This window comes from Demequina gelatinilytica (genome assembly GCF_000971115.1).
Lineage (GTDB): Bacteria > Actinomycetota > Actinomycetes > Actinomycetales > Demequinaceae > Demequina > Demequina gelatinilytica.
The window spans coordinates 197,161-219,064 of sequence record NZ_BBLV01000002.1 but is presented as its reverse complement, the minus strand read 5'-3'; the positions used below and the strand labels follow the sequence as shown (position 1 = coordinate 219,064).

The following is a 21,904-nucleotide window of genomic DNA, read 5'->3' as shown; positions in this document are numbered from 1 at the left end:
CACGTCCCGGGCGACGCGGGTCCAACGGCCCTGGCACGCGCCGCTCGCCTGGGTGGAAGAATGGCGCGCGTGACCACGACGGCCTCGCAGTCTCCCGTTTCCGCCGACGCCGCGGACCTCGCCGCCGATCTCGCGCGCGCGATGGAAGGCGAGGTCGACGCGAGCGCGCGTCGCCGCGCCGAGTACAGCTCCGACGCCTCGAACTACCGCATCCCGCCGCGCGTGGTGGCCTACCCGCGCGATGCCGACGACGTCCTGGCCGCTCTCGCGGTCGCGCGCGAGGCGCGCACCCCGGTGACGATGCGCGGCGGCGGCACCTCCGTCGCGGGCAACGCGATCGGCCCCGGCATCGTCCTCGACGTGAGCCGTCACATGAACCGGATCCTCGCCGTCGACCTCGACGCGAAGACCGCGCGCGTCCAGCCGGGTGTGATCCTGTCCGACCTCCAGAGGCGTGTCGCGGGCGCGGGGCTGCGCTTCGGTCCGGACCCGTCGACCTCCACGCGAGCGACGCTGGGCGGGATGATCGGCAACAACGCGTGCGGTCCGCACGCGGTGGCCTTCGGGCGCACCGCCGACAACATCGCGGCGCTCGACGCGGTCGACGGCATCGGCCGGCGCTTCGAGGCCGTGCGCGGGGGAGCGGCCGCGGTGCCGGGGCTCGAGGAGCTGGTGCAGGCCAACCTCGCGCTCATCCGCACGGAGTTCGGGCGCTTCTCCCGCCAGGTGAGCGGCTACTCCCTCGAGCACCTGCTGCCGGAGCTCGGCGGCGACCTCGCGCGGTTCCTCGTGGGAAGCGAGGGCACCCTCGCGATGATCCTCGAGGCGACGGTCGCGCTGGTCGACGTGCCGCCGGCCCGCCTCACGGCGGCGTTCGGCTACGACGACATGCCTGCGGCGGCCGATGCGGTGGTGCCGATGCTCGCGCACCGGCCCCAGGCGGTCGAGGGGCTCGACGCGCGCCTGGTCGCGCGGGTCGCGAACGCGACGGGCCCCGTGCCGGACCTCCCCGCCGGTCAGGGATGGCTGTTCGTGGAGGTCGGAGGCGAGACCGAGGAGGAGGCGCGGGCCACGCTCGAGGCGCTCGCGGCGGACTCCGGCACGGCCTCGTGGCGCGAGGTCGCGGACCCGAGGGAGGCGGCGCGTCTGTGGGCGATCCGCGCGGACGGCGCGGGCCTCGCGGGCCGCACGTCCGACAACAAGGAGGCGTGGCCCGGCTGGGAGGATGCCGCGGTGCCTCCCGAGCGCCTCGGCGCGTACCTGCGCGACTTCGACGCTCTCATGGAGCGCCACGGTGTCGAGGGTCAGCCCTTCGGGCACTTCGGGGACGGGTGCATCCACGTCCGGCTCGGCATCCCGATGCAGGAGGACGGGCGGCCGCTCCGGGCGTTCATGGAGGACGCGGCGGCGCTGGTCGCCTCGCACGGCGGCTCCCTGTCGGGCGAGCACGGCGACGGCCGCGCCCGGTCGGAGCTGCTCGCCACGATGTACTCCGAGGACGCGGTCGCCCTGTTCCAGGGCGTCAAGCACCTGTTCGACCCCGAGAACGTCCTCAACCCCGGCGTGATCGTCGACCCCGACCCGCTGGACGCGCACCTGCGCAGGCCCGCGGCCGCCCGCACGCCTGCGCTCGGGCTCGCGCTCGAGCACGACCACGGCGACATGGCGGAGGCGCTCCACCGCTGCACGGGGGTGGGCAAGTGCCGTGCCGACTCGATCGGGTCGGGCTCGGGCTTCATGTGCCCCAGCTATCAGGCGACGGGTGATGAGAAGGACGTGACCCGCGGTCGCGCGCGCGTGCTGCAGGACGCGCTCATCGGCACGCTCATCGGCGGCCTGAGCTCTCCCGAGGTGCTCGAGAGCCTGGACCTGTGCCTCAGCTGCAAGGCGTGCTCGTCCGACTGCCCGTCCGGCGTCGACATGGCCGCGTACAAGTCCGAGGTGCTGCACCGGACCTACAAGGGCAAGGTGCGCCCGATGACGCACTACTCGATCGGGTGGCTGCCGCGCTGGCTCAAGGTCGTGGGCCTCGCGCCGCGCCTGATCTCCGCGGTCCTCAGGCCGGACTGGCTCCAGCGCCTCGTGGTGCCCGTCGCGGGCATGGACAGGCGACGCCGCCTGCCCGAGTTCAGGGTGCCCTTCCGGCGCTCCGAGGTCGCGCGGCGCCGCCGCGCGGACCCGGCGCGCGCGACGCGGCTCGACAACCTCGTGGTGCTCTGGGCGGACTCGTTCACCGACGGTCTCGACCCGCAGATCCCCACCGCGATCGTCGAGGTGCTCGAGGACGCAGGGCTCGACGTCGTGGTGGTCGCAGGAGACGCATGCTGCGGGGTCACCTGGATCTCGACGGGCCAGCTCGACGGCGCCAAGAAGCACCTGTCCCATCTGCTCGGTGTGCTGGGGCCCTGGGCCGTCAACGGCGTGCCGATCGTGGGCGTCGAGCCCAGCTGCATGGCGGTGCTCCGGGGCGACCTGGTCGAGCTCCTCCCGGAGGATCCGCGCGCCCGGGCCGTGGCGTCGTCCACCTACACGCTGGCCGAGGTGCTGACCGGGCGCGCGCCCGCGAAGCCCCGCGAGGACTGGCGCGTGCCGGACCTCAGCGACGTCACTGCCGTGGTCCAGCCTCACTGCCACCAGTACTCCGTGCTGGGCTTCGCCGCCGACCGCGAGCTGCTCGCGCGTGCGGGCGCGGCCGTGACGGAGACGGCCGGCTGCTGCGGCCTCGCGGGCAACTGGGGTACCGAGAAGGGTCACTACGACACCTCGGTCGCCGTGGCGGAGAACTCGCTGCTGCCTGCCCTGCGCGAGGCGCCCCCGGGGTCGCTCTACCTCGCCGACGGTGTCTCGTGCCGCACGCAGGCGGACGACCTCGCGGGGGTGCAGGGGCGGCACCTCGCGGAGCTGCTGCGCGAGAGGCGCGACGTCGCGCGTTGACGGGCCCCCGGGCGCGGCATCGTCCGCCCGCTCTTGACGGCACCCGTTAGGGTGCGCGTGTGGGCCGGGGGATGAGGATCGTGATCGTGCTGCTCGCGTTCGGCCTGGTGGTCGCCGTCGTGGGATGGCCGCTGTACGTCGCGCCTGCGCACGACGAGCCTCGCGCCGTCGACGCGGTCTACGTGATCGGACCTCCCACCGACGAGCGGATCGCGCTCGCGGAGGGCATGATCGCGGACGGGCTCACGGACACGCTGGTGATCTCGCTCATCGAGGACCCGGTGCAGCGGGCCGCCATGCCCGCGGCTGCCGCGGCCTGCGACGAGCCGCAGGACTTCACCGTGCTGTGCTCGCAGCCGGCACCCTTCACCACGCGCGGGGAGGCGCGCTGGCTGCGCGACCTGGTCGACGATCACGGCTGGCAGTCGGTGGCCGTGGTGACGGTCACCCCGCATGTCACGCGCACGCGGGTCATCATGGAGAGGTGCTGGGACGGGGACATCTCCTATCTGGAGTCGGGGGAGAGCCTCGCGCCGTGGCAGTGGGCCTACCAGTACGCGTACCAGTCGGCGGCCTTCGTCAAGGTCGCGTGGGAGGACGGATGCTGAAGCGGTCGCTCGTGGTCGGGATGGTCGGCGCCGTGCTGCTGGCGGGCTGCTCCGCCGGGCCGACGCCTCCCGACGAGCTCGCGAGCGAGATGTTCGAGCTCGCGAACCAGGAGCGCGTGGCGCAGGGCCTCAGCCCCGTCGAGTGGAGCGACTGCCTCGAGCAGAAGGCCGAGGAGCGCGCCGCGCCGTTCGTCGAGGAGGCGGACCTCGAGCACGACGTCCTGGTGTCGACGTGCCACGAGGGCGCGAAGGCAGGGGAGAACCTCTCCCGGTCCGACGCCTCGGCCAAGGGTGTGGTCGCGGCGTGGATGGGATCGGCCGGGCATCGCGCCAACATCCTCGACGCCGAGTTCACCATCGGCGCCGTGGCGTGCGTGGCCGCGGATCCGGGTGCCGACGGCGAGGACAGCGGTGTCCGCGCGTGCTCGTTCCTCTACGAGGGCGACGCGCCCGAATAGCGGATCTGCGTGCCACCTCGCGCTCATCCGCGCAGAATCCGTTCTTACCAGAATGCCGCGAACAAGAAAATAGCGACATTCTGCCCACACGGTGCTAGCGTCAAGGGAGCGCCGCGGGGTCAGGGGGGCCGACGCGGACCGAGGGGGTTGAGGGACCATGTTTGGTCGTGCCATCGTTGCGACACTCTTTGCTGGTGCGGTGGCGTTCCTGCCTGCCGTCGCCAATGCGAGCACGGAGGAGCCGCCGGACTATCCCGCGGAGGAGCCGCACATGGCGTGCACGCCCCTCTTCGCGCAGCCGGGGACCGAGTTCCACGTGCTGATCACGGGGCCTGCAGGGTCGATCGCGACCATCCAGGCCACCAACGAGGACGGCGATCCGACCATCGCGGGCACCGTCACGTCCGCGCCCAAGGAGATCGTCGGCCCCGGGGTGGTGTTCACCGTCACGGTGCCGCCGAACACCACGGGCAGCACGGTCGCGGTCGGGTTCGTCGACGGCGTCGAGGTGGGCACGTGCCAGATCGGCCTCATCGAGGTCTTCAACACGACCACGCCCACGCCTGAGCCGTCCGAGTCCGAGACCACGTCCACCCCCGAGACGTCCGAGCCCGGCAGCACCCCTGAGGTGACCGAGATCGTGGTGGTCGAGGATGCGGGACCGGTCGACACCGACACCACCGAGGCCGTGCTGTCCGGCACCGGCTTCGACGGGGTCCCGATGGCGGCCGGAGCTGCAGCGCTCCTGGTCGCGGGTGCGGCGGGCGTCGTGTTCGCGGCCCGCAGGAACGGGGCTCGCGAGTAGGCGAGGGGCCGCACGAGGCCGATGGCGGGATGAGGCGCGGATGGGGGGTCGCTGAATGTCGATCGCGGTAGTCGCACCAGCACGCGTGACGGTGCGCCCCTGGGGGATCTCCCTCCAGCGGCGCATCGCGGTCACGGACACGCTCGTGGTGGCGCTGGTCATGGTCATCGCGCACGGGCTGCGCTTCGGGTGGGACCCGTTCGTGGGGCTCGTGGGGCCCTCGGGTCCCGCGCCGTGGTGGCTCACGGTCGCGATCTCCGTGCTCTGGCTGCTCGAGCTGTCGTGGACGCGATCCCGGGACGTGCGCATCCTCGGGCAGGGGCCCGAGGAGTACGAGCGCGTGGGCGCGGCCGGGTGGCGCACGTTCGCCATGGTCGCGATCGTCGGCTTCTTCACCCAGTGGGGTGTGAGCCGCGGCTACCTCCTCTTCGCCATCCCTCTCGGCACGCTCGTGCTGTTCGGGTACCGGCGCGCGTGGCGCCTGTGGCTCCAGGAGCAGCGCAGCCACGGTCGCATGCGCCAGCGCGTGGTCCTCGCGGGCCCCCAGCGCACGGTCGAGCAGATGATCCGCCGGCTCGCACGCGCCCAGAAGGACCATCCCTACGAGGTGGTGGGCGTGTGCCTCGCAGGCGACCGCGACGTCCCGCTCGCCCCGGACATCGGGCCGATGCGCGTGCTCGGGTCCATCGGCGAGGCCCCGCGCATCGCGGACGATGTGGATGCCGAGTTCATCGTGCTCGCCGGCACCGAGGAGGTGTCGCTGCGCGAGGCGCGCCGCCTCGAGTTCGCGCTCGAGGACACGGGGGTGGGGCTCATCGTCGCCCCGACGGTCGCGGATGTCGCGATCCCGCGCATGGTGGTGAGCGAGGTCGCGGGCCTGCCGCTCATGCATGTGGACCCGCCGCGCTTCACGGGCCCGACGCGCGTCCTCAAGTACGCCGCGGACAAGGCCGGCGCGCTGCTCATCCTCGCGATCGTCGGCCTGCCGATGCTCGGCATCGCGATCGCCGTGAAGCTGTCGAGCCCGGGGCCGGTCTTCTTCCGCCAGAGCCGCGTGGGGCTCGGGCACGAGCCGTTCGAGATGCTCAAGTTCCGCAGCATGTACGTCGACGCCGAGGAGCGCAAGGCCGAGGTCATGGGCGAGGACGACGACGGCAACGGCGTGCTGTCGAAGCGCCGCGACGACCCGCGCGTGACGCCGGTGGGTCGCATCCTCCGCCGCTACTCGCTCGACGAGCTCCCGCAGCTGCTCAACGTGCTCAAGGGCGACATGTCGCTCGTGGGCCCGCGTCCGCCGCTGCCGGCCGAGACCGAGCTGTGGGATCAGGACGTGTCGCGCCGCCAGCTGGTGCGCCCCGGCATGACGGGGCTGTGGCAGGTGAGCGGTCGGTCCAACCTCTCGTGGGACGAGAGCGTGCGGCTCGACCTGCACTACACGCAGAACTGGACCATCGGCCTGGACCTGGTGATCCTGCTGCGCACGGTGCGAGCCGTGGTCGCGGGCCGCGGGGCCTACTGAGGCGCGAATGGGACTTTTCAGGCAGCGTGCCCGCGAGGCATGATCGGAAGGTCGGCGCGGGGCGGCTGCCACGACGCCGACGCGGCACTACTGGGGGGATGTGCAGCATGGGGGACAAGCTCCCGATCACCGCGGTGATCATCAGCAGGAACGAGGAGTCGGGCATCCGCGCGACGCTCGAGCGCCTGCGGGACTTCGACCAGGTGATCGTGGTCGACTCGCGCTCGACGGATCGGACGGTCGAGATCGCGCAGGAGTGCGGCGCGACCGTGGTGCCGTTCGACTGGGACGGCCGGTACCCCAAGAAGAAGCAGTGGGGCATGACCCACGCGGGCGCGCGGCACGACTGGATCCTGCTCCTCGATGCCGACGAGCTGGTCACCCCGGAGCTCGCACAGGAGATCCGCGCGCGCCTGCCCGAGCTGGCCCGTCGCGAGTACGGGGCGTACGACATCCGCCTGCGCTACAAGTTCGCCGGCCGTTTCCTGGACCACGGCCACACCGTGGTGAAGCGCTCGCTCGTCGACCGCCGCGTCACGCGGTTCGTCGAGCTCGAGGAGCTGGGCTGGGACTACGAGGTCGAGGGGCACGTCCAGCCGCAGTCGGACCTCCCGATCGGCCGCATGGCCGCCCGGATCGAGCACGACGACCGGGATCCGGTCGAGTCCTGGTTCACGCGTCACAACAAGTACTCGGGCTGGGAGGCCCGCCTCATGGCGGACCGGGAGCTCTTCCGCGAGGTCGCGCACCGCCGCACGTCGCAGGGGAGGGTGTGGGCGAAGGTGCCCTTCAAGCCGCTCGTGTTCTTCCTCTACTCCTACGTCGCGCGCGCCGGCTTCCTGGACGGCCGCGCGGGCTTCGACTACGCCGTCGCGTTGTCGATGTACTACTGGCAGATCGGCGTCAAGGCGCGCGAGAACGTGCGCCTCGCCCACAAGGAGGCGGTGTCCGCATGAGGATCGTCCACATCTCCTGCTCGGTGGCCCGCAGCGCGGGCGGCCCCGCCGAGCTCCTGCGAGGGCTGGTGCCGGTCGAGCGCGAGCGCGGCCATGAGGTGGTGGTGGTCACCACGGATCAGCACGCGAGGCTCGACGACGACCTGGTCATCGACGGCGCGGAGATGGTGGTGGTGCCCGCGGTCGGTCCGCACTGGATCGGGGCGGGGCGAGGCCTGCGACGTGCCGTCCGCGACGCGGTGCAGGGGGCGGACGGCGTGCTCATCCACGGCGTCTACCAGTTCTCCTCGATCTGGGGCATGCGCGAGGCGCGTGCGGCGGGGGTGCCCTACCTGGTCGCGCCGCACGGCGTGTGGACCGACGGCCATGCGCCCGCGCACCCGCTGCTCAGCAAGGTGTGGGACCGCGTGCTGCTCGAGCCGGCGATGAAGGGCGCCCACCGGTACGTGGGCGACTCGCGCGTGGATGCGCAGCACCTCCACGACCGCGGCCTCGACCCGGTCGCGTCCATCGTGCTCGGCGTGGATCCGGCGCTGCACGCGATCGACACGCCGTGGGAGCGGCGCACCGGCGTCCTGTTCCTGGGCCGTGTCGCGCGCAAGAAGCGGCTCGACCTCACCATCCGCGCGTACGCGCGCTCGGGGCTCGCGGAGCGCGGGCATCGCCTGGTGGTCGCGGGGCCCATCGAGCAGGGGCTGCCGTACGACCCTCGCGAGCTGTGCGCGAGCGAGGGCGTGACGGAGCATGTCGACTTCGTGGGCGTGGTGAACGGTGCGCAGCGGCGCGAGCTGCTCACGCGCATGCGCGTCTTCATGCTCCCGAGCGACGACGAGAGCTTCGGCATGGCGGCGGCCGAGGCGGCCTCCGCCGGCATGGCCGTGGTGGCCTCGCATCACGTCGCCGCGTGGATCGAGGCGGAGCAGGACGGTGTCGCGCGCACGTGGGACCAGGACCCGGACGTGCTAGCGCGTGCGCTGCGAGAGGCGGCGGCGGACGATGCCGGCGCGGCGGCCGCCGTGATGACGGACTACGTGCGCGCCAGCTGGACCTGGCAGCATGCCGCCGAGCAGGTCGAGGAGATGCTCGCGGCCGAGCCCGCGCCGACGCCGTAGCGGGACCCGGGTCGGCTACGCCGTCGCGAAGACCTCCTCGACGGCATCGCCGAGCGCGGCACGATGCGCGGACCACGGGAGGTCGGTCGCGCGCGCGTGCGCGGCGGCGCGGGAGGCCTCCCTGGCCGTCGCATCGTCCGCGAGGACGCTCAGCCGTGACGCGATGGCGTGGGCGTCGCGGATGGGCACGATCCACCCGGGAGCACGCTCGCCCGTGAGCCCGCCCACCAGCTCGGGGCCGGCGGTGTGGTCGGTCGCGATGATCGGGGTGCCCTGCGACAGGGCCTCGGCGAGCACCAGCCCCGAGCCCTCGAACAGCGAGGGCAGCACCAGGACGTCGTGTGCGCGCATCTGCTCGAGGACGCGCGGCAGCGGCAGCGAGTCGATGTACGTGACCGTGGACAGCGCGGCGCGCAGGGCGGCGTTGTCGGGGTCGCTCGGGCGGCCCACCACGGTGAGCTCGACCGCGCCGCCGAGCGCCGCGACGGCCTCGAACAGGTAGGACAGCCCCTTGCGCTGGGAGAGCCCTCCCACGTAGAGCACCTTGAGCGGCCCGGCGGAAGGGACGCCGGGGGTCGCGGCGGGCTCGGGCACGCCGTACGGGACCACGCGGATGTCGAGCGCGTCCCCGCCCGGGGCGCTCGCGAGCGTCCGCTGGGTGAACGCGCTCGCGCACAGGATGCGCGTCGCGAGCGCGATCTCGCGGTCCTTGCGCTCGAGCTTGGCCTGCGAGTCGCGTAGGGCGGAGATGGTCGACGCCCACGCGGGCTGGAGCTCGGCCTCCTCGCCCAGGATCCGCAGGGACTCGCGCCAGTAGCCGATCGGGAGGTCGTAGAGGCGCGGCAGGCCGCGCTCCGCCGCGGCCTCGAACGCCGTGGCCGCGCCGTCCTCGTAGAGGTAGACGCCGTCGAAGGCGCCGCTACGGATCCGTCGCGCCACCGCGGCGTCGATCGCCTCGCCCCGCTTCTGGATCGAGAAGTAGCCGTCATGCATGTCGACGGGGAGGATGCGCTTGCGCTCGAGCACCAGCCGTGCCGCCTCGGGCAGAGGGTGGGTCCGCAGGGCGTGGGCGAGGCGTGGGTCGAAGGACCGGCGCTCGAGCTCGCCTCGGAGCCGCGAGGGGGCGAGCCGCGCGAGGCGCGTGGTGTCGAGCCCGGTGTGGAACTCTCCCAGCAGGCCGCGTTCCTCGAGGGCGAGCGCGGCGTGGCGCACGTTGGTGTTGGCGTTGGGATGTCCGAGGATCAACATGCGGCGGAGCCCTCCGAGTCTCGGGTGACGCGACGGTGCGGATGAACCGGGCGGGGGGAGTACCGGTAGGCGACTTCGTCACCTACTGTAGGTGACGTGCCCCGGCGAGGCACCCCCCGTCGGGGGTGGATCTCCCGCGAGGCTCGAGCCGCGAGGCAAGCGGCCGCCGACAGCGCATGGGGGGCGTGCGATGGGGGATTCGTGGTGACGCCGGAGGCCGACGCGGCGAGCCCTCGCTCGGGCATGCGTGCCGTCGCGTCGCGCGCGGCATCGTTCGCGGGCGTCACGGTGATCACCCAGATCCTCGCGCTCGCATCGGGGCTCATCGTGGTGCGCGCGATGTCCAAGGAGGACTACGCGCTGTACGCGATCGCGACGGCCACGGTCGGCGCGTCGGGGGTGCTCGCCGACTCGGGCCTCAACTCGATCCTCATCGCGTCCGCGGGTCGCGCGCGCCGTGCCGGGCGTTCGGTGGTGCCGCCGTTCCTCGCGGCGCACGAGGTACGGCGGCGGATGCTGCTCATCGTCGTGCCTGCCTTCGGGCTGTTCACGCTCTACCTGCTGCTCGCGAACGGCGGCGGGACCGCATCGTCGCTCGTCATGGTCGCGCTCGTGGCCGCGACCGTGTGGCCCGAGGCCAACGCCTCGCTGTATCGCATGATCCTGCAGATCGGTGATCGGGTCTCGGTGATCCAATGGGTGACGCTGGCGGTCGCGATCGGCAGGCTCGTGCTGGTGGTGACGCTGTGGATGGTGCCGCGCTCGCTGCTGCTGCCGTTCCTCGCGGTGCAGGCGCTGGCGTCCGTCGCGCAGCTCATCCTCATGCGCAAGCACGCACGCGTGATCATGTGCGACCGGCCCGAGCAGGAGCGCGACGATCTCAAGCCGTACGTCAAGGCGTTGTGGAACGTCCTGCCGCAGAACATCGTCCTGGTCGCCTCCCCGCAGCTCATCACTCTCGCGCTGACGCTCGAGGGCAACTCCGCCGCCATCGCGGAGATCGCGGCGCTGTCCCGGTTCGGGATGGTCATGGTGGTGCTGCAGCAGGTGGTGGGCAACGTCGCCGCGCCGCTGGTCGCGCTCAGCTCCGAGTCCAGGCGGGCGACCAACAAGGCGCTCGTGGTGATCGTGGGCGGCATGACGGTGGCGGTCGCGGGCTTCGTGGTGGTCACGGCGCTCGCGAGCGACCTGCTGCTGCGGATCCTGGGCCCCGGCTACGAGAACCTCCACGACGAGCTGGTGCTCATCGCGATCGGCTCGGGCCTGTCCACCATCGCCGGCTATGCGCTGGGCGTCATCAACCATGCGCGCGGGTGGACGTCCTACTCGTGGGTGTACGTGCCGCTGTTCATGATCTGGGCGGTCATCGCGCTCACCACGCTCGACCTCAGCACCTCCATGGGTGCGGTGCTCATGGTCGCGTCGCTCCCGCTCGTGGACGTGGTGACGCAGATCATCCGCCTGAGCGTGGGCTACCGCCGCCTCACGGAGTGACGGCCGCCGCGTACGCGTCGACCAGCGCGCGCGCGTAGTCGTCGTCGCCCGGCCACCGCTCGACACGAGCGCGTCCCGCGCGCCCCATGCGTGCGCACTCCTCGGGGGAGTCGACCAGCCGTGCGAGCGCTCCGGCGAGCGCATCCACGTCGCCCCCGGGGACGCCGATGCCGGTGACGCCGTCGACCAGCCACTCGGTCACGCCGCCCGTGGCGGTGGCGACGATGGGCCGCCCGGCCCACGCCGCCTCGAGGCCCACGAGCCCGAACGGCTCGGGCCATCGGTTGGGCATCGCGATCACGGAGGCGCGCGAGAGCTCGGCCCAGCGGGCGTCGCCCTCGACCCAGCCGGCCACCTCGACCCGGTCGGGCGCGACGCGCGCCGCGTGCGCGCGCGCCTCTCCCAGCGCATGGCCGTCGCCGACGATGCGCAGGCGGGCCTGGGGCACGTGCGCGATCGCCTCGATGAGCACGTCGAGGCCCTTCGCCGGCACGGCGCGACCGAGGAACGTCACCAGGCCCGGCTGCGCGGTGTCGAAGCTCGGGTCCACGGGGTGGGTGGGCGCCGGCGGCGGCACCACGTGCACGCGCTCGGCCGCGACGCCGTTGGCGATCGCGGTGCGCCGCACGAACTCGGAGAGGACGATGACGGCGTCCGCGGTGCGCACGGTCGGCAGCTCGCGCGACACCGCGCGGTACTGCTGCGCGAGCTGGTCGAACCGCACGGTGTGCCCGCATCGCGCCCATTGGAGCACGCACGCGGGACCGTGCGCCCGCTCGCACGGCTCGCCGTCGCCCAGGTAGCGGTCCATGGCCGAGCAGCCGTGCCCGAATGCGTGCAGCGTCCGCACGCGTCGGAAGCCCTCGAGGCCCGGGGCGGTCCACGAGTCGTGCACGTGGACCACGTCGGGCGCGAAGCCCGGTGCCTCGTGCGGCGCGAGGTCGGGATCGCCGCTGAGCGCGGTGACCCGGGCATCGTGCCCGGCGCGGCGCTGCGCCTCGACGGTGCGCCGCACCAGGATCTGCAGACCGCCCACCGGGCCGTGGTCGCGGAGGGTGTGGAGGATGCGCAGCTCGCTGCTCATGCCGCGACCGTCCGGGGGAGGTGGGCCTCGACGGCCTCGGCGGTCGCCTCCCAGCTCGCGAGCGGCACGTCCCCGGTCGCGAGCACCCGTTCCATCGCCGCGCGTTCGGAGGCGTCGACCGCGAGGGCGACCGCCGCATCGGCGTAGGCCGCGGGATCCGGGTCGGTGAGCCGCAGCGCACCCGCCTGGGCCGCGGCGTGCAGGAAGGCGTCGGTGCCCTCGCCCGTGTTCGTGACGGTCGCGAGGCCGTGATCGAGGCAGGCGGCGAGGCTGCCGCGCCGCCCGCTCGCGCCATCGGAGAACGGCGACAGGGCGAGGTCGCCCGCGCGCAGCGCGAGCGCGGCGTGCTCGGGAGGCAGGCCGATGCGCAGGTGCGCGGGGACGCCTGCGTGCGTGGCGAGCCCGCGCGCGGCGTCCTCGTCCTTGCCCACGTACAGGAGCTCGAGCGGGGCCTCCGCGCGCGCCGCGGCCAGCGCGGACTCGAGGTAGGCGACGCGCCCGGGGTCGAGATGGCCGAACACCACCGCGAGCAGCGCGTCCGTCTCGAGCCCGAGCGCGGCGCGGGCCTGGGCGCGCGTCGCGCTCGCGCGCGGAAGGTTGGACGGCACGGGGACCAGGGTCAGCGCCTCGGTGAGGGCGCCGATGCGCGCGAGCCCCACCGCGTTGTTGGTGAGCACGTGGTCCGCGCCGCGCGCGAGCGCCGCGAGCTGGGCGCGCTGGTAGCTCCACATCACGGTGTGGCGGAGCCCGGCCGGCGGCACGTAGGTCTCGTGCGCGAAGACCACCAGGCCTGCGTCGGGGGCGGCGCGACGGATGCGCCGCGCGAGCGTGAGGAGCCCGGGGCTGAAGCCGCGTGCGCCGTACGCGAAGTGCTCGAGCTGGAGCACCAGGAGCTGCGGCGGTGCCGCCGCGACCGCCTCGACCAGGCCGTCGAGCCGGCGTACCGGTCGCGCGCCCCAGGCGTCGACGTAGCCGTCCGCCGTGGACCCGCCGCGCCCGAGCACGCGGACCTCGTGGCCGCGCTCCCGCAACGCTCGCGCGAGCCGTGCGGTGTGGTCGCCGATGCCGTCGAACGGCACGGTTGCGCCGGGATAGGCGAGGTCGATGCGGGCCATGGATCACGTTCCTCTGTGCAGGGCGGAGGGGGGTGGGCTGGCGTCGGGCTCGGGCGGCGGGTCCTCATCGCGCATCACCGCGGGCGAGGTCAGCACCACCAGCGTGACGAGGATCGCGAACGCGCCCTGCGACGTGGGCTGCTGCGTGATGGTGCCCGCGGCCAGGAGGTACGCGATGATCGCGAGGATGAGCAGCCGCTCGGGGGGTGCCGAGTGCGCCCGCACCAGGATGTGCACCACCGCCCACAGCGCCATCGCGAGGCAGCCGAGCGCGAGCCCGAGCCCGATCAGCCCCAGCTCCGCCGTCATCTTCTGCTTCTCGATCTCGACCCATATGGACCCGAGCCGCTGCACGCCTGCGGTCGAGTGCGCGCCGGCCCCGGTGCCCACGAGCGGGATGGGTTCGGACAGGAAGCCGGTGACGTTGTTCCACACGCGCCCGCCGCTGTCCTCCGAGTTCGAGGCCTGGTCGACGCGCGTCGAGAACGCGTCGAGCGCCGCGGCGAAGACCCGGCTCACCACGATCATGCCGATGATCGCCCCGATGGTGAGGCCCACCACGGTGAGGATCGAGCGGGTGGTGAGCCGGAACGCCGCGATGTAGAGGAACGCGACGATCACGATCGCGTCGGCCACCACGATCGACCGCGAGCCGGACACGGCGGACATGACGGCGAGCGCGGCGACCGCCGTGCCGTGGAGGGCGGTCCGGCGCGGACGGAAGGTGAGCGTCGCGAGCGACAGCGCCAGGGCGATGGGGACGAAGGAGCCGAAGCCGGAGGGTGAGGAGAAGGTGCCCGCGGGGCGGACCACCTCGCCGGCGTTGAGGAAGGTCGCCTCCTCGCCCTGGGTCATCTGGTTGGCCCAGGACGATGCGGGCGAGAACACCTGAAGGGTCACGAGCGGCACGCTCACCAGCGCGAGGACCGCGAAGGTGTCGGCGATGCTCGCGAGGGCCGATGCGGGGGCGTAGGTCGCGGCGAACACCACCAGCAGCGGCGCCACCAGGTAGGCGCGCCACCCGAACACGAGCGTCACCGGGTCGATGCTGCCGCGCATCATCGCGAAGCTGCCGTGCACCACGAGCACGAGCGTGGAGATCCACAGCACTGTCCACCACGGGTGGCGGCGGCGCGGGGCGCCGCTGATGAAGAAGGCGATGATCGCGCCGATGAGCATCGCGTCGCGTGCGATGTAGAAGACCGTGTCGAGCGCGCCGGGACCCCACTTGCGCACGGCGCCTTCGAGCACCCACAGCGCGACGTAGGCGACCAGCACGCGGGTGGCGTTGCGCCGGGTCGCGGCGACGCGCTCGTGGTCGCCGCGCGCCTGGGCCGCGAGTTCCGAGGCGCCGTCGTGGGCCGCGAGCGTGCTCATGCGGTGCCTCCGGCCTGCGCCGAGGCGCGCGCGACGGCCTTGCGCGACCGGCCGACGGCCTCCTCGAGCACCGCGAGGTAGCCGTCGACCATCCGGGCGGGCCGTGCGCGCTCGGCGGCGGCGCGTCCCGCGTCGCGCAGGTGGGTCATGAGCGCGGGGTCCGTGAGCAGGCGTTCCGCGGCGTCGGCGAGCGCCGCGGAGTCGCCGTTGGGCACCGTCAGCCCGGCATCGCCGATGGCCTCGATCAGGCCGCCGTCCGCGGTGCCGATGGGCACCGCCCCGCAGGCCATCGCCTCGAGCGCGACCACGCCGAAGGGCTCGCGCCAGCGGGAGGGGATGAGCGCGATGCGATGCGAGTCGAAGGCGGCGCGCACGCCGGCGAGGTCGAGCGCGCCGGTGAAGCGGACGGATCCGGCCAGGCCCGCCCGCTGCGCCTGGGCCTCGAGCGCGGCGCGTTCGGGCCCGTCGCCGACGATGGTGAGGGTCGCTGCGTGGCCCCGTGCATGCAGCAGGCTCAGCGCGTCGATCGCGAGGTCCGCGCCCTTGTCGCTCACCAGGCGTCCCACCAGCACCAGGTCGCCTGTGCGCTGGTCGAGGGGCGTGGTGGCGTGGAAGACGTCGTCGCGGTAGCTGTTGTGGACCACCGTCGCGCGCGGCCCGACCTCCGCGGCGATCGCGCGGCTCACGGCGATGCTGGGCACGCGGCGCAGCAGCCACCGCTTCACGCGGTCCTGCGGTGCCAGGGACCCGTCCGGACGGCTCACCCACGTGTGGACCGCGATCACCACGGGCCGCGGATGGCGCGCGAGCGGCCACAGGTAGCGGGTGACGGGGTTGTTGTGGAGCACCACGTCGGCGCGTCGGTGCGCGTCGAGCAGCGCCCTGCGATCCGGGTCCCCGAGCACCTCGACGCCCGCGGCAGCGATCCCCGCATCGTGCCCCGTGGTGCGCGTCGCGACCACCACCTGGTGCCCCGCGGCCACGAACCCGCGCGCGAGCAGGCCGGACATGGTCTCGATGCCCCCCACATCGGGCGGGAACCTGTGGCTTACCAGCAGGATCCTCACGTGCGCCACCCCCCATGGCCGTGACGGAGGCCGCCCTCTGCAGCGGCATCCTCCCTCGTCGTTCCCCACTCTAGGCGGGGGGCAAGGCGGGCGAAAGGCTTGTTCTAGGACAATCCGCGATAACGCCCTTATGCTGAAGGACTAGACGGGAGGGGGACCCGAATGGAATTCCGCGACTACCTGGTAGTCCTGCGATCACGATGGATCTCGATCACGCTGTGCACCCTGCTCGTGGGGGTGCTCGCCTACGCATGGACGTCCACCCAGCCGCGCGTCTACAGCTCCTCGGGCGAGGTGCTGGTCACCATCCCCGTCTCGGGTGACGCGATCGCCGCGGACAACTACACGCGGACGCGCGTGGCCTCGTACGTCGCGATCGCCGAGTCCGATCAGGTGGCGCAGTACGCCTCCGAGCAGGAGGGCGTGACGGGCACCCCCGGCTCGCTGCTGGCGCGGGTCAACGTCTCCAACCCGTCGGACACCGCGCTCCTGCGGTTCTCCGCCAAGGGGCCCACCCCCGAGTCCGCGAAGCGGCTGGTCGAGGTGTGGATCGACGGCACCACGGAGGCGATCAACGTGATCGAGGCGCAGGCCCGCAACACCAGCCAGGAGCTGGTGACGGTGACCAGCCTCACCGCGCCGCGCCTGCCCGTGTTCCCCACCTCGCCGCAGGTGAAGCAGACGGTCGCGGTCGGGCTGTTCCTGGGCTTCATCCTCGGGGTCGCCCTCGCGTTCGTGCGGGCCTCGCTCGACCGGCGCGTGCGCACGCGTGACGATGTCGAGCGCAAGTTCGGCGTCCCCGTGGTGGGACAGCTGCCGTGGGACGGTGCTCTCGCCAAGAGCGGCCCGGCGGACTCCGCGCCCGGGTACCTGCTCACCGAGGCGGTGCGGCAGCTGCGCACCAACCTGCAGTTCATGAACGTCGACAACCCGCCGCGCGTGCTTGTGGTGACGTCGCCGGTGCCGGGCGACGGCAAGTCCACCGTCTCGCTCATGCTCGCGGAGGCGATCGCGGAGTCGGGCCGTCCGGTGGTGCTGGTCGACGCGGACCTGCGCCGGCCCACGCTCGCGAAGGTGCTCGGCCTCGACGCCGATGTGGGCCTCACCTCCGTGCTCGCGAACCAGGCGACGCTCGACGAGGTGGTGCAGAAGGCAGGCAGCTCGGGCCGTCTGTCCGTGCTGGCGGCCGGGATCATCCCGCCCAACCCGTCCGAGCTGGTGGGGTCCGACGCGATGCGCAACCTGCTCTACTCGTTCCCCGAGGACGTGATGGTGCTGGTCGACACCCCGCCCCTGGTCCCCGTGACGGATGCCGCGGTGCTCGCGGCCCGCACGGATGGGGCGCTGGTGGTCGCGCGCTCGGGCAAGACCACGGTCGACATGCTCGATGAGGCGCTGAGGATCCTGGAGCGCGTGCAGGGCCGTGCGCTCGGGGTCATCCTCGACGGCGCGACGGCGGGCGGGCCCCGGGTCAAGCAGTACGGCGGCTACCAGCCGATCGCTCCCGTCACCGGGTCCCGCGCGGGGTCCAGCCGCGAGGAGCAGCCGGACGAACCGGAGGGCGAGCCCGAGGCTGCGACGCTCGAGCAGGACGAGGAAGCGGACGCGACGCCGGAGGCGCACGCATCCGAGGATGAGGGCGACCGCCACGCGGAGACCCCCGCGGAGGTCGCCGACGGCGATCAGCGCGAGGCGCGTGAGGCCGAGGAGCGTGAAGCCGATGCGCTGCTCGGGAGAATCTTCCGGTCCTGACGGGCGCGGTCGCGCAGCGCGCGGGCGTCGGTCAGACGCCCCGCACCCAGGCCGTGAAGGCCGCGACCGCCCCGCGGATCAGGAGGTAGGACTCGTGGTACGCGGCTGCGTCGCGCCCGTACGGGTCGGGGACGTCGTCGAGCTCGTAGCCCGACAGGATGTGACGATGCGCGGCGACGGCGCGCGGGACGTCGGCGAGGCGCTCCTCGACGGTCGAGCCGGCGAGCGTGGCCCCCGTGCCCGCGGCGGCCGCGAGCTCCGCGAGCGTGAACGTGCGCTTGAGGGCGGACGGCGCGGTCGACACGGCGAGGCGACGATGATCCGTGGTCATCGTCACGATGAGGTCCGCCTCGCGCATCACCGGATCCGTGAGGAGACGCGCGTGGTGGGGATCGCCGTCGATGCCGTCCCGGGCGAGCTCGGCCCGCATCTCCGCCGGGATGCCGTGGCCCACCAGGGCGTGGGTGCCGGCGCTGCTCACGGTAGCGACGTTCCCGAGCGCGTCCGCGAGGAGCAGCTCGGCCGCGGGGGAGCGGCAGATGTTCCCGGTGCAGACGGTGAGGATCGTGGGCATCTGGCTCCTCGGCTGTGGCGCTCGCGCGGGTCGAGCCTTGAGCGTACCCGAGGCGCCTCCGGAGGTGGCCGTGGCTAGCGAGGCGACGGACCAGAAGGCTCCGGAGACCCCGGACGCCGCGCCCAGGAAGCGGCCGTGGCGGTGGATCGCGCTCGGTGTCGCGGTGGTCCTGCTCGCGGCGGCGGTGGTGATGGGGCTCGACGCGTGGCGCGCGTACGGGGCGTCACGGGACCTCGCGGCGCACTCGACGGAGGCGCGGTCCGCGCTGGTCGCCGGGGACGTCGACACGATGCGCACGGAGGTCGGCGCGGTCCAGGAGGCCGCGCATGCGCTCGACGGCTCGGTCGACGGCCCGCTGTGGTGGCTCGCTGAGCATGCGCCGTGGGTGGGCGCGCAGGTCGAGCCGGTGACCACCATGGCCCGTGCGGCGGTCGCTGTGGCGGACGATGCCCTGGTGCCGCTCGCGCAGCTCGACGACCTCGACGCGCTGTCGGGCCCGACCATCGATGGCGGCCGGATCGACCCCTACCTGCTCGAGCCGGCGCGAGATGCGCTCGCGGTCGCGGCCCAGGTGCTCGACGAGCAGACCGCGACGCTCGCGGAGGTGAGCCTGGGCGGCACCGTGGCGATGGTCGCCGCGGAGTACCGCGATGCGACGTCGCAGCTCGAGGAGCTCGCGGACCTGGTCGACGGCGCGCACCGCGCGGCCGAGCTGTTCCCGACGATGCTGGGAGCCGAGGGCGCACGCACCTACCTGGTGATGGTGCAGAACAACGCGGAGCCCCGTGCCACGGGAGGCATCCCCGGGTCGGTGGTCGAGCTCCACGTCGACGACGGCCGGATCGCCCTGGGGAGGTTCGTGCCCGCGAGCCACCTGGTGGGCACCGCCACGGCTGACCCCGTGGTCGAGCTCACGGCGGACGAGTCCGCGACGTTCACCGACCGCATGGCCCGCTATCCGCAGGACGCGAACTTCACACCGGAGTTCCCCCGCGCCGCGGAGCTGATCTCCGCATTCTGGTCGCGGGCGCAGCAGGCGCTCGGCGAGGACGCCTCCGCGGTCGACGGGGTGCTCGCGATGGACCCCGTGGCGCTCGGGTACCTGCTCGAGGGCTCCGCGCCGCTCGACGTCGACGGCGTCACGCTCGACTCGCACGGGCTGTCGACCGTGATGCTCAACTCCGCGTACTCGCTGTTCGACGACGCCGACGCGCAGGATGCGTTCTTCGCGACGGCGGCATCGTCCCTGTTCGACGCAGTGGTCGCCGGGGCGCCCGGCCTCGCCTCGGGGATCGAGCGCGCGCTGGACGAGGGCCGGGTGCGGCTCTGGTCCGCGCATGCCGATGAGCAGGCGGTGCTCGACGGCTCGGCGATCGCGGGCACGTTCCTCGAGGACGGCGGGCTGGGTGTGTTCCTCAACGACGGCTCGGGGTCCAAGATCGGCTACTACATCGATACCGCCGTGGACGTGACCGATCGCGTGTGCACGGACGGCACGGTCGCGGGTCAGACCGTCGCGGTGACGCTCACGCACACGTTCGACGGGGACGTGGCGGCGCTGCCGGAGTACATCGCGGGCGGGTTCTTCGTGCCCGCAGGCGAGTTCCACGCGAACCTGGTGCTCGCGCCGATGCTCGGGACCCGCGTGACGTCCGTGATGGACGGGGAGGAGTCCGCCTGGGTGAGCGTCACCACGGTGGACGGGCGCACGCTCGTGACCTCGCGCATCGTCCTCGCGCCTGGCGAGTCGCTCACCTACACCTACGACGTCGACGCGCCAGGCGGGGCGGTGGTCGACGCGGGCGTCACGGTGACGCCTGGCGCGCGCACACCCCAGGTGACGCGCACCGCGGTGGTCGCGGCGGGCTGCTGAGGCGCTCGCTCAGCGGCTGGCGGCCGGAAGCGACCCGGCGACCTCGGAGGCGAGCGCGGCGAGCCTCTCGACGAACTCGTCGAACGTGAACCGCTCCGCGTTCGCGGCGCCCGCGCGGCGCAGCTCGGCCGTCTGGAGCCGCTCCGCGAGCGCGGCCCAGTCCACCGTGGCGAGGTCGTCCTCGACGTAGAGCGCGCCGTCGCCGCCCACCTCGCGGAACACGGGGACGTCGGAGCACACCACGGCCGCGCCGAGCGCCTGAGCCTCGATCACGGGCCACCCGAAGCCCTCGTAGCGGGACAGCTGGAGGAGCACGCGGGCCTTGGAGTACAGCGCGGCGAGGGCCTCGTCGCTGATGTTCTCCTCCTGGTCGATCATGGCCGCCTCCTGGCCCGTGAGCAGGGCGCGCTCCTGGTCCGTGACGGGCGGGCCCACCAGGTGGAGGCGCATGCCGGACAGCCCGGGCTGGCTGCGCAGGCGCTTCCACACGCGGATCGCGAAGTCGCGGCGCTTGCGCCACACCAGGTTGGAGACGATGAGCGCGTCGCCGCTGCGGGCACGGTCCTCGGGCGCGAGGCCGCCCTCGCGCGGGGCGAAGGCGGCGCGCATGGGGTTGTGGATCACGCGGGCCGGGACGTCCGGGAACTCCGCTGCGACATCGTCCGCCGTGGCCTGCGAGATGCAGTGGATCATGCTTGCGCGGTGGATGCCGCGCACGATCAGCCGCTGGCGGATGATCTCGCTCGTGTCCGGCTGGTGCTCGGGGAACTCGCGGCGCGAGCCGCGGACCGCGAGGAGGTCGTGGCACGTGATGATCGCTCGCCGGCGCAGATGGGGCCACAGCAGCCAGGCGCCGTTGCCGTGATCGGAGATGTGGACCACGTCCGCGCGGCGCGCCCGCCGGAGCATCGCCAGCGGGAACAGCACCAGGTTCTCGAGGTGGGACACCAGGTGGCTCAGCGGTGCGATCGGGATCGCGCGCGACAGGGCGTCGTTCGGCTGCGCGTAGTCGACCTCGAGCGGGCCTGCGGCGTACGCGTCTCGGAGCAGCTCGGAGTAGTGGCGCATGCTCCAGCTGTCGACGGGATGGTTGCCCAGGACGAGCACGGTCCGGTCCGGCATGGTCCGGATTCTTGCACGGGTGCGTGGCACGTGACCAGGGTCTTCGGCAAATGGGGCGATCTGGGCGAAAGGGTGTGCGTCCTGGGATGACGGCGTTATCCTCGGGTTGTCGCGGGAACCCGGCCCGCGCTGGGGGTGTGGGATGCGTGGTCTGCTGCAGGCCTTCGTGGGGGCATGGCTGCCGTCGCGGTTCAAGAACTTCTGGCTGCGGAGGCTCGGGCATGAGGTGCCAGGCTCCGCGCGCGTGGGGATGGTGCTGCTGTCGGGGCAGACGCGGCTCTCCATGGGGGCTCGCGCGAGCATCGGCCACTTCAACGTGATCAAGGATGTGGGCCGCGTCGAGCTGGGCGAGGACTCCGTGATCGGCCAGTGGAACTGGATCACGGCCTCGACCGAGCTGGTCCGCAAGTTCGGGGCGCCGGGGCGGCTCACGCTCGGGGCGCACTCGGCGATCTCCAGCCGCCACTACCTCGACTGCTCCGGCGGGATCGACATCGGGGCGTTCACCACGGTCGCGGGGGTGCGGACCACCATCTTCACGCACGGCATCGACTGGCGGGACTCGGCGCAGAAGGTGACGCCCGTGAGCATCGGGGACTACGTGCTGATGGGCTCCAATGCGGTGATCCCGCCCGGCGGCACCGTGCCTGATCGCGCCGTGGTCGCGATGGGCACCGTGATCGGCAAGGACTCGGGCGAGCCCGGCTCGCTCATCGCGGGTCCGCGCGCCGGCGTGGTGAAGCCCTCGCTCACGGGCGCCTACTTCGATCGCAGGCGCGGCTACGTCGCCTGAGACGTGCGCGCAT

The 21,904-nt window shown here is 73.0% G+C and carries 18 protein-coding genes; 11 read left to right on the top strand and 7 right to left on the bottom strand.

The genetic code is table 11. The features are described 5' to 3' along the window. Window positions 1-60: 60 nt before the first annotated feature. From AOM00_RS02375 to AOM00_RS02345, 7 genes are all read left to right on the top strand, one after another. Window positions 61-2,934, top strand: coding sequence for an FAD-binding and (Fe-S)-binding domain-containing protein (locus AOM00_RS02375; protein ID WP_062516269.1), 2,874 nt, complete (start codon window positions 61-63; stop codon window positions 2,932-2,934). A gap of 71 nt (window positions 2,935-3,005) precedes the next feature. Continuing rightward, window positions 3,006-3,542, top strand: a complete 537-nt coding sequence (locus tag AOM00_RS15570) for a YdcF family protein (RefSeq protein ID WP_062516268.1) — start codon at window positions 3,006-3,008, stop codon at window positions 3,540-3,542. Further along, window positions 3,536-4,000 carry a CAP domain-containing protein gene (locus AOM00_RS15565; RefSeq protein WP_062516267.1) on the top strand — a complete coding sequence of 155 codons (465 nt, stop codon included), beginning with the start codon at window positions 3,536-3,538 and terminating at the stop codon, window positions 3,998-4,000. Before AOM00_RS15570 ends, AOM00_RS15565 begins: the two co-directional genes overlap by 7 nt. Before the next feature lie 271 nt (window positions 4,001-4,271). Further along, window positions 4,272-4,805: a hypothetical protein gene (locus AOM00_RS02360; RefSeq protein ID WP_156158990.1), complete on the top strand. Its 534-nt coding sequence runs from the start codon at window positions 4,272-4,274 to the stop codon at window positions 4,803-4,805. Between the two features lie 55 nt (window positions 4,806-4,860). Then, window positions 4,861-6,324 (top strand): sugar transferase, encoded by a 1,464-nt coding sequence (locus AOM00_RS02355; protein WP_062516265.1) that lies wholly within the window; start codon window positions 4,861-4,863, stop codon window positions 6,322-6,324. Between the two features lie 107 nt (window positions 6,325-6,431). Then, complete coding sequence (locus AOM00_RS02350) at window positions 6,432-7,280, top strand: glycosyltransferase family 2 protein (protein ID WP_082096444.1); 849 nt, start codon at window positions 6,432-6,434, stop codon at window positions 7,278-7,280. After that, complete coding sequence (locus AOM00_RS02345) at window positions 7,277-8,392, top strand: glycosyltransferase (RefSeq protein WP_062516263.1); 1,116 nt, start codon at window positions 7,277-7,279, stop codon at window positions 8,390-8,392. The genes AOM00_RS02350 and AOM00_RS02345 overlap by 4 nt, the downstream gene beginning before the upstream one ends. Before the next feature lie 15 nt (window positions 8,393-8,407). Here AOM00_RS02345 and AOM00_RS02340 read toward each other — a convergent pair whose 3' ends face one another. Further along, window positions 8,408-9,640 (bottom strand): glycosyltransferase family 4 protein, encoded by a 1,233-nt coding sequence (locus tag AOM00_RS02340; RefSeq protein ID WP_062516262.1) that lies wholly within the window; start codon window positions 9,638-9,640, stop codon window positions 8,408-8,410. 204 nt (window positions 9,641-9,844) lie between these two features. Between AOM00_RS02340 and AOM00_RS02335 the strand changes: the two genes are divergently transcribed. Then, entirely contained in the window at window positions 9,845-11,134 is a 1,290-nt protein-coding gene (locus AOM00_RS02335) for a lipopolysaccharide biosynthesis protein (RefSeq protein ID WP_062516261.1), read from the top strand. Here the strand turns inward: AOM00_RS02335 and AOM00_RS02330 are convergent. From AOM00_RS02330 to AOM00_RS02315, 4 genes are read right to left on the bottom strand one after another with little or no spacing between them, the layout of a single operon-like run. After that, window positions 11,124-12,218: a glycosyltransferase family 4 protein gene (locus AOM00_RS02330; RefSeq protein WP_062516260.1), complete on the bottom strand. Its 1,095-nt coding sequence runs from the start codon at window positions 12,216-12,218 to the stop codon at window positions 11,124-11,126. The genes AOM00_RS02335 and AOM00_RS02330 overlap by 11 nt on opposite strands. Continuing rightward, on the bottom strand, window positions 12,215-13,333 hold the full coding sequence (locus AOM00_RS02325) for a glycosyltransferase family 4 protein (RefSeq protein WP_062516259.1): 1,119 nt from the start codon (window positions 13,331-13,333) through the stop codon (window positions 12,215-12,217). The genes AOM00_RS02330 and AOM00_RS02325 overlap by 4 nt, the downstream gene beginning before the upstream one ends. Window positions 13,334-13,336: 3 nt before the next feature. Next, window positions 13,337-14,710: a hypothetical protein gene (locus AOM00_RS02320; protein WP_062516258.1), complete on the bottom strand. Its 1,374-nt coding sequence runs from the start codon at window positions 14,708-14,710 to the stop codon at window positions 13,337-13,339. Further along, entirely contained in the window at window positions 14,707-15,777 is a 1,071-nt protein-coding gene (locus tag AOM00_RS02315) for a glycosyltransferase family 4 protein (RefSeq protein WP_156158989.1), read from the bottom strand. The genes AOM00_RS02320 and AOM00_RS02315 overlap by 4 nt, the downstream gene beginning before the upstream one ends. Before the next feature lie 162 nt (window positions 15,778-15,939). Between AOM00_RS02315 and AOM00_RS02310 the strand changes: the two genes are divergently transcribed. Then, entirely contained in the window at window positions 15,940-17,529 is a 1,590-nt protein-coding gene (locus AOM00_RS02310; protein ID WP_062516256.1) for a tyrosine-protein kinase domain-containing protein, read from the top strand. Window positions 17,530-17,560: 31 nt separating this feature from the next. Here the strand turns inward: AOM00_RS02310 and AOM00_RS02305 are convergent, their stop codons facing one another. Then, window positions 17,561-18,103, bottom strand: a complete 543-nt coding sequence (locus AOM00_RS02305) for an arsenate-mycothiol transferase ArsC (protein WP_062516255.1) — start codon at window positions 18,101-18,103, stop codon at window positions 17,561-17,563. Between the two features lie 70 nt (window positions 18,104-18,173). Here AOM00_RS02305 and AOM00_RS02300 point away from each other — a divergent pair, with 70 nt between their 5' ends. After that, window positions 18,174-19,976 carry a DUF4012 domain-containing protein gene (locus AOM00_RS02300; protein WP_062516254.1) on the top strand — a complete coding sequence of 601 codons (1,803 nt, stop codon included), beginning with the start codon at window positions 18,174-18,176 and terminating at the stop codon, window positions 19,974-19,976. A 9-nt stretch (window positions 19,977-19,985) separates the two neighbouring features. Here the strand turns inward: AOM00_RS02300 and AOM00_RS02295 are convergent, their stop codons facing one another. Beyond that, window positions 19,986-21,098: a glycosyltransferase gene (locus AOM00_RS02295; protein ID WP_062516253.1), complete on the bottom strand. Its 1,113-nt coding sequence runs from the start codon at window positions 21,096-21,098 to the stop codon at window positions 19,986-19,988. A gap of 142 nt (window positions 21,099-21,240) precedes the next feature. Here AOM00_RS02295 and AOM00_RS02290 point away from each other — a divergent pair, with 142 nt between their 5' ends. Continuing rightward, window positions 21,241-21,891 carry an acyltransferase gene (locus AOM00_RS02290; protein WP_062516252.1) on the top strand — a complete coding sequence of 217 codons (651 nt, stop codon included), beginning with the start codon at window positions 21,241-21,243 and terminating at the stop codon, window positions 21,889-21,891. Window positions 21,892-21,904 lie beyond the last annotated feature (13 nt).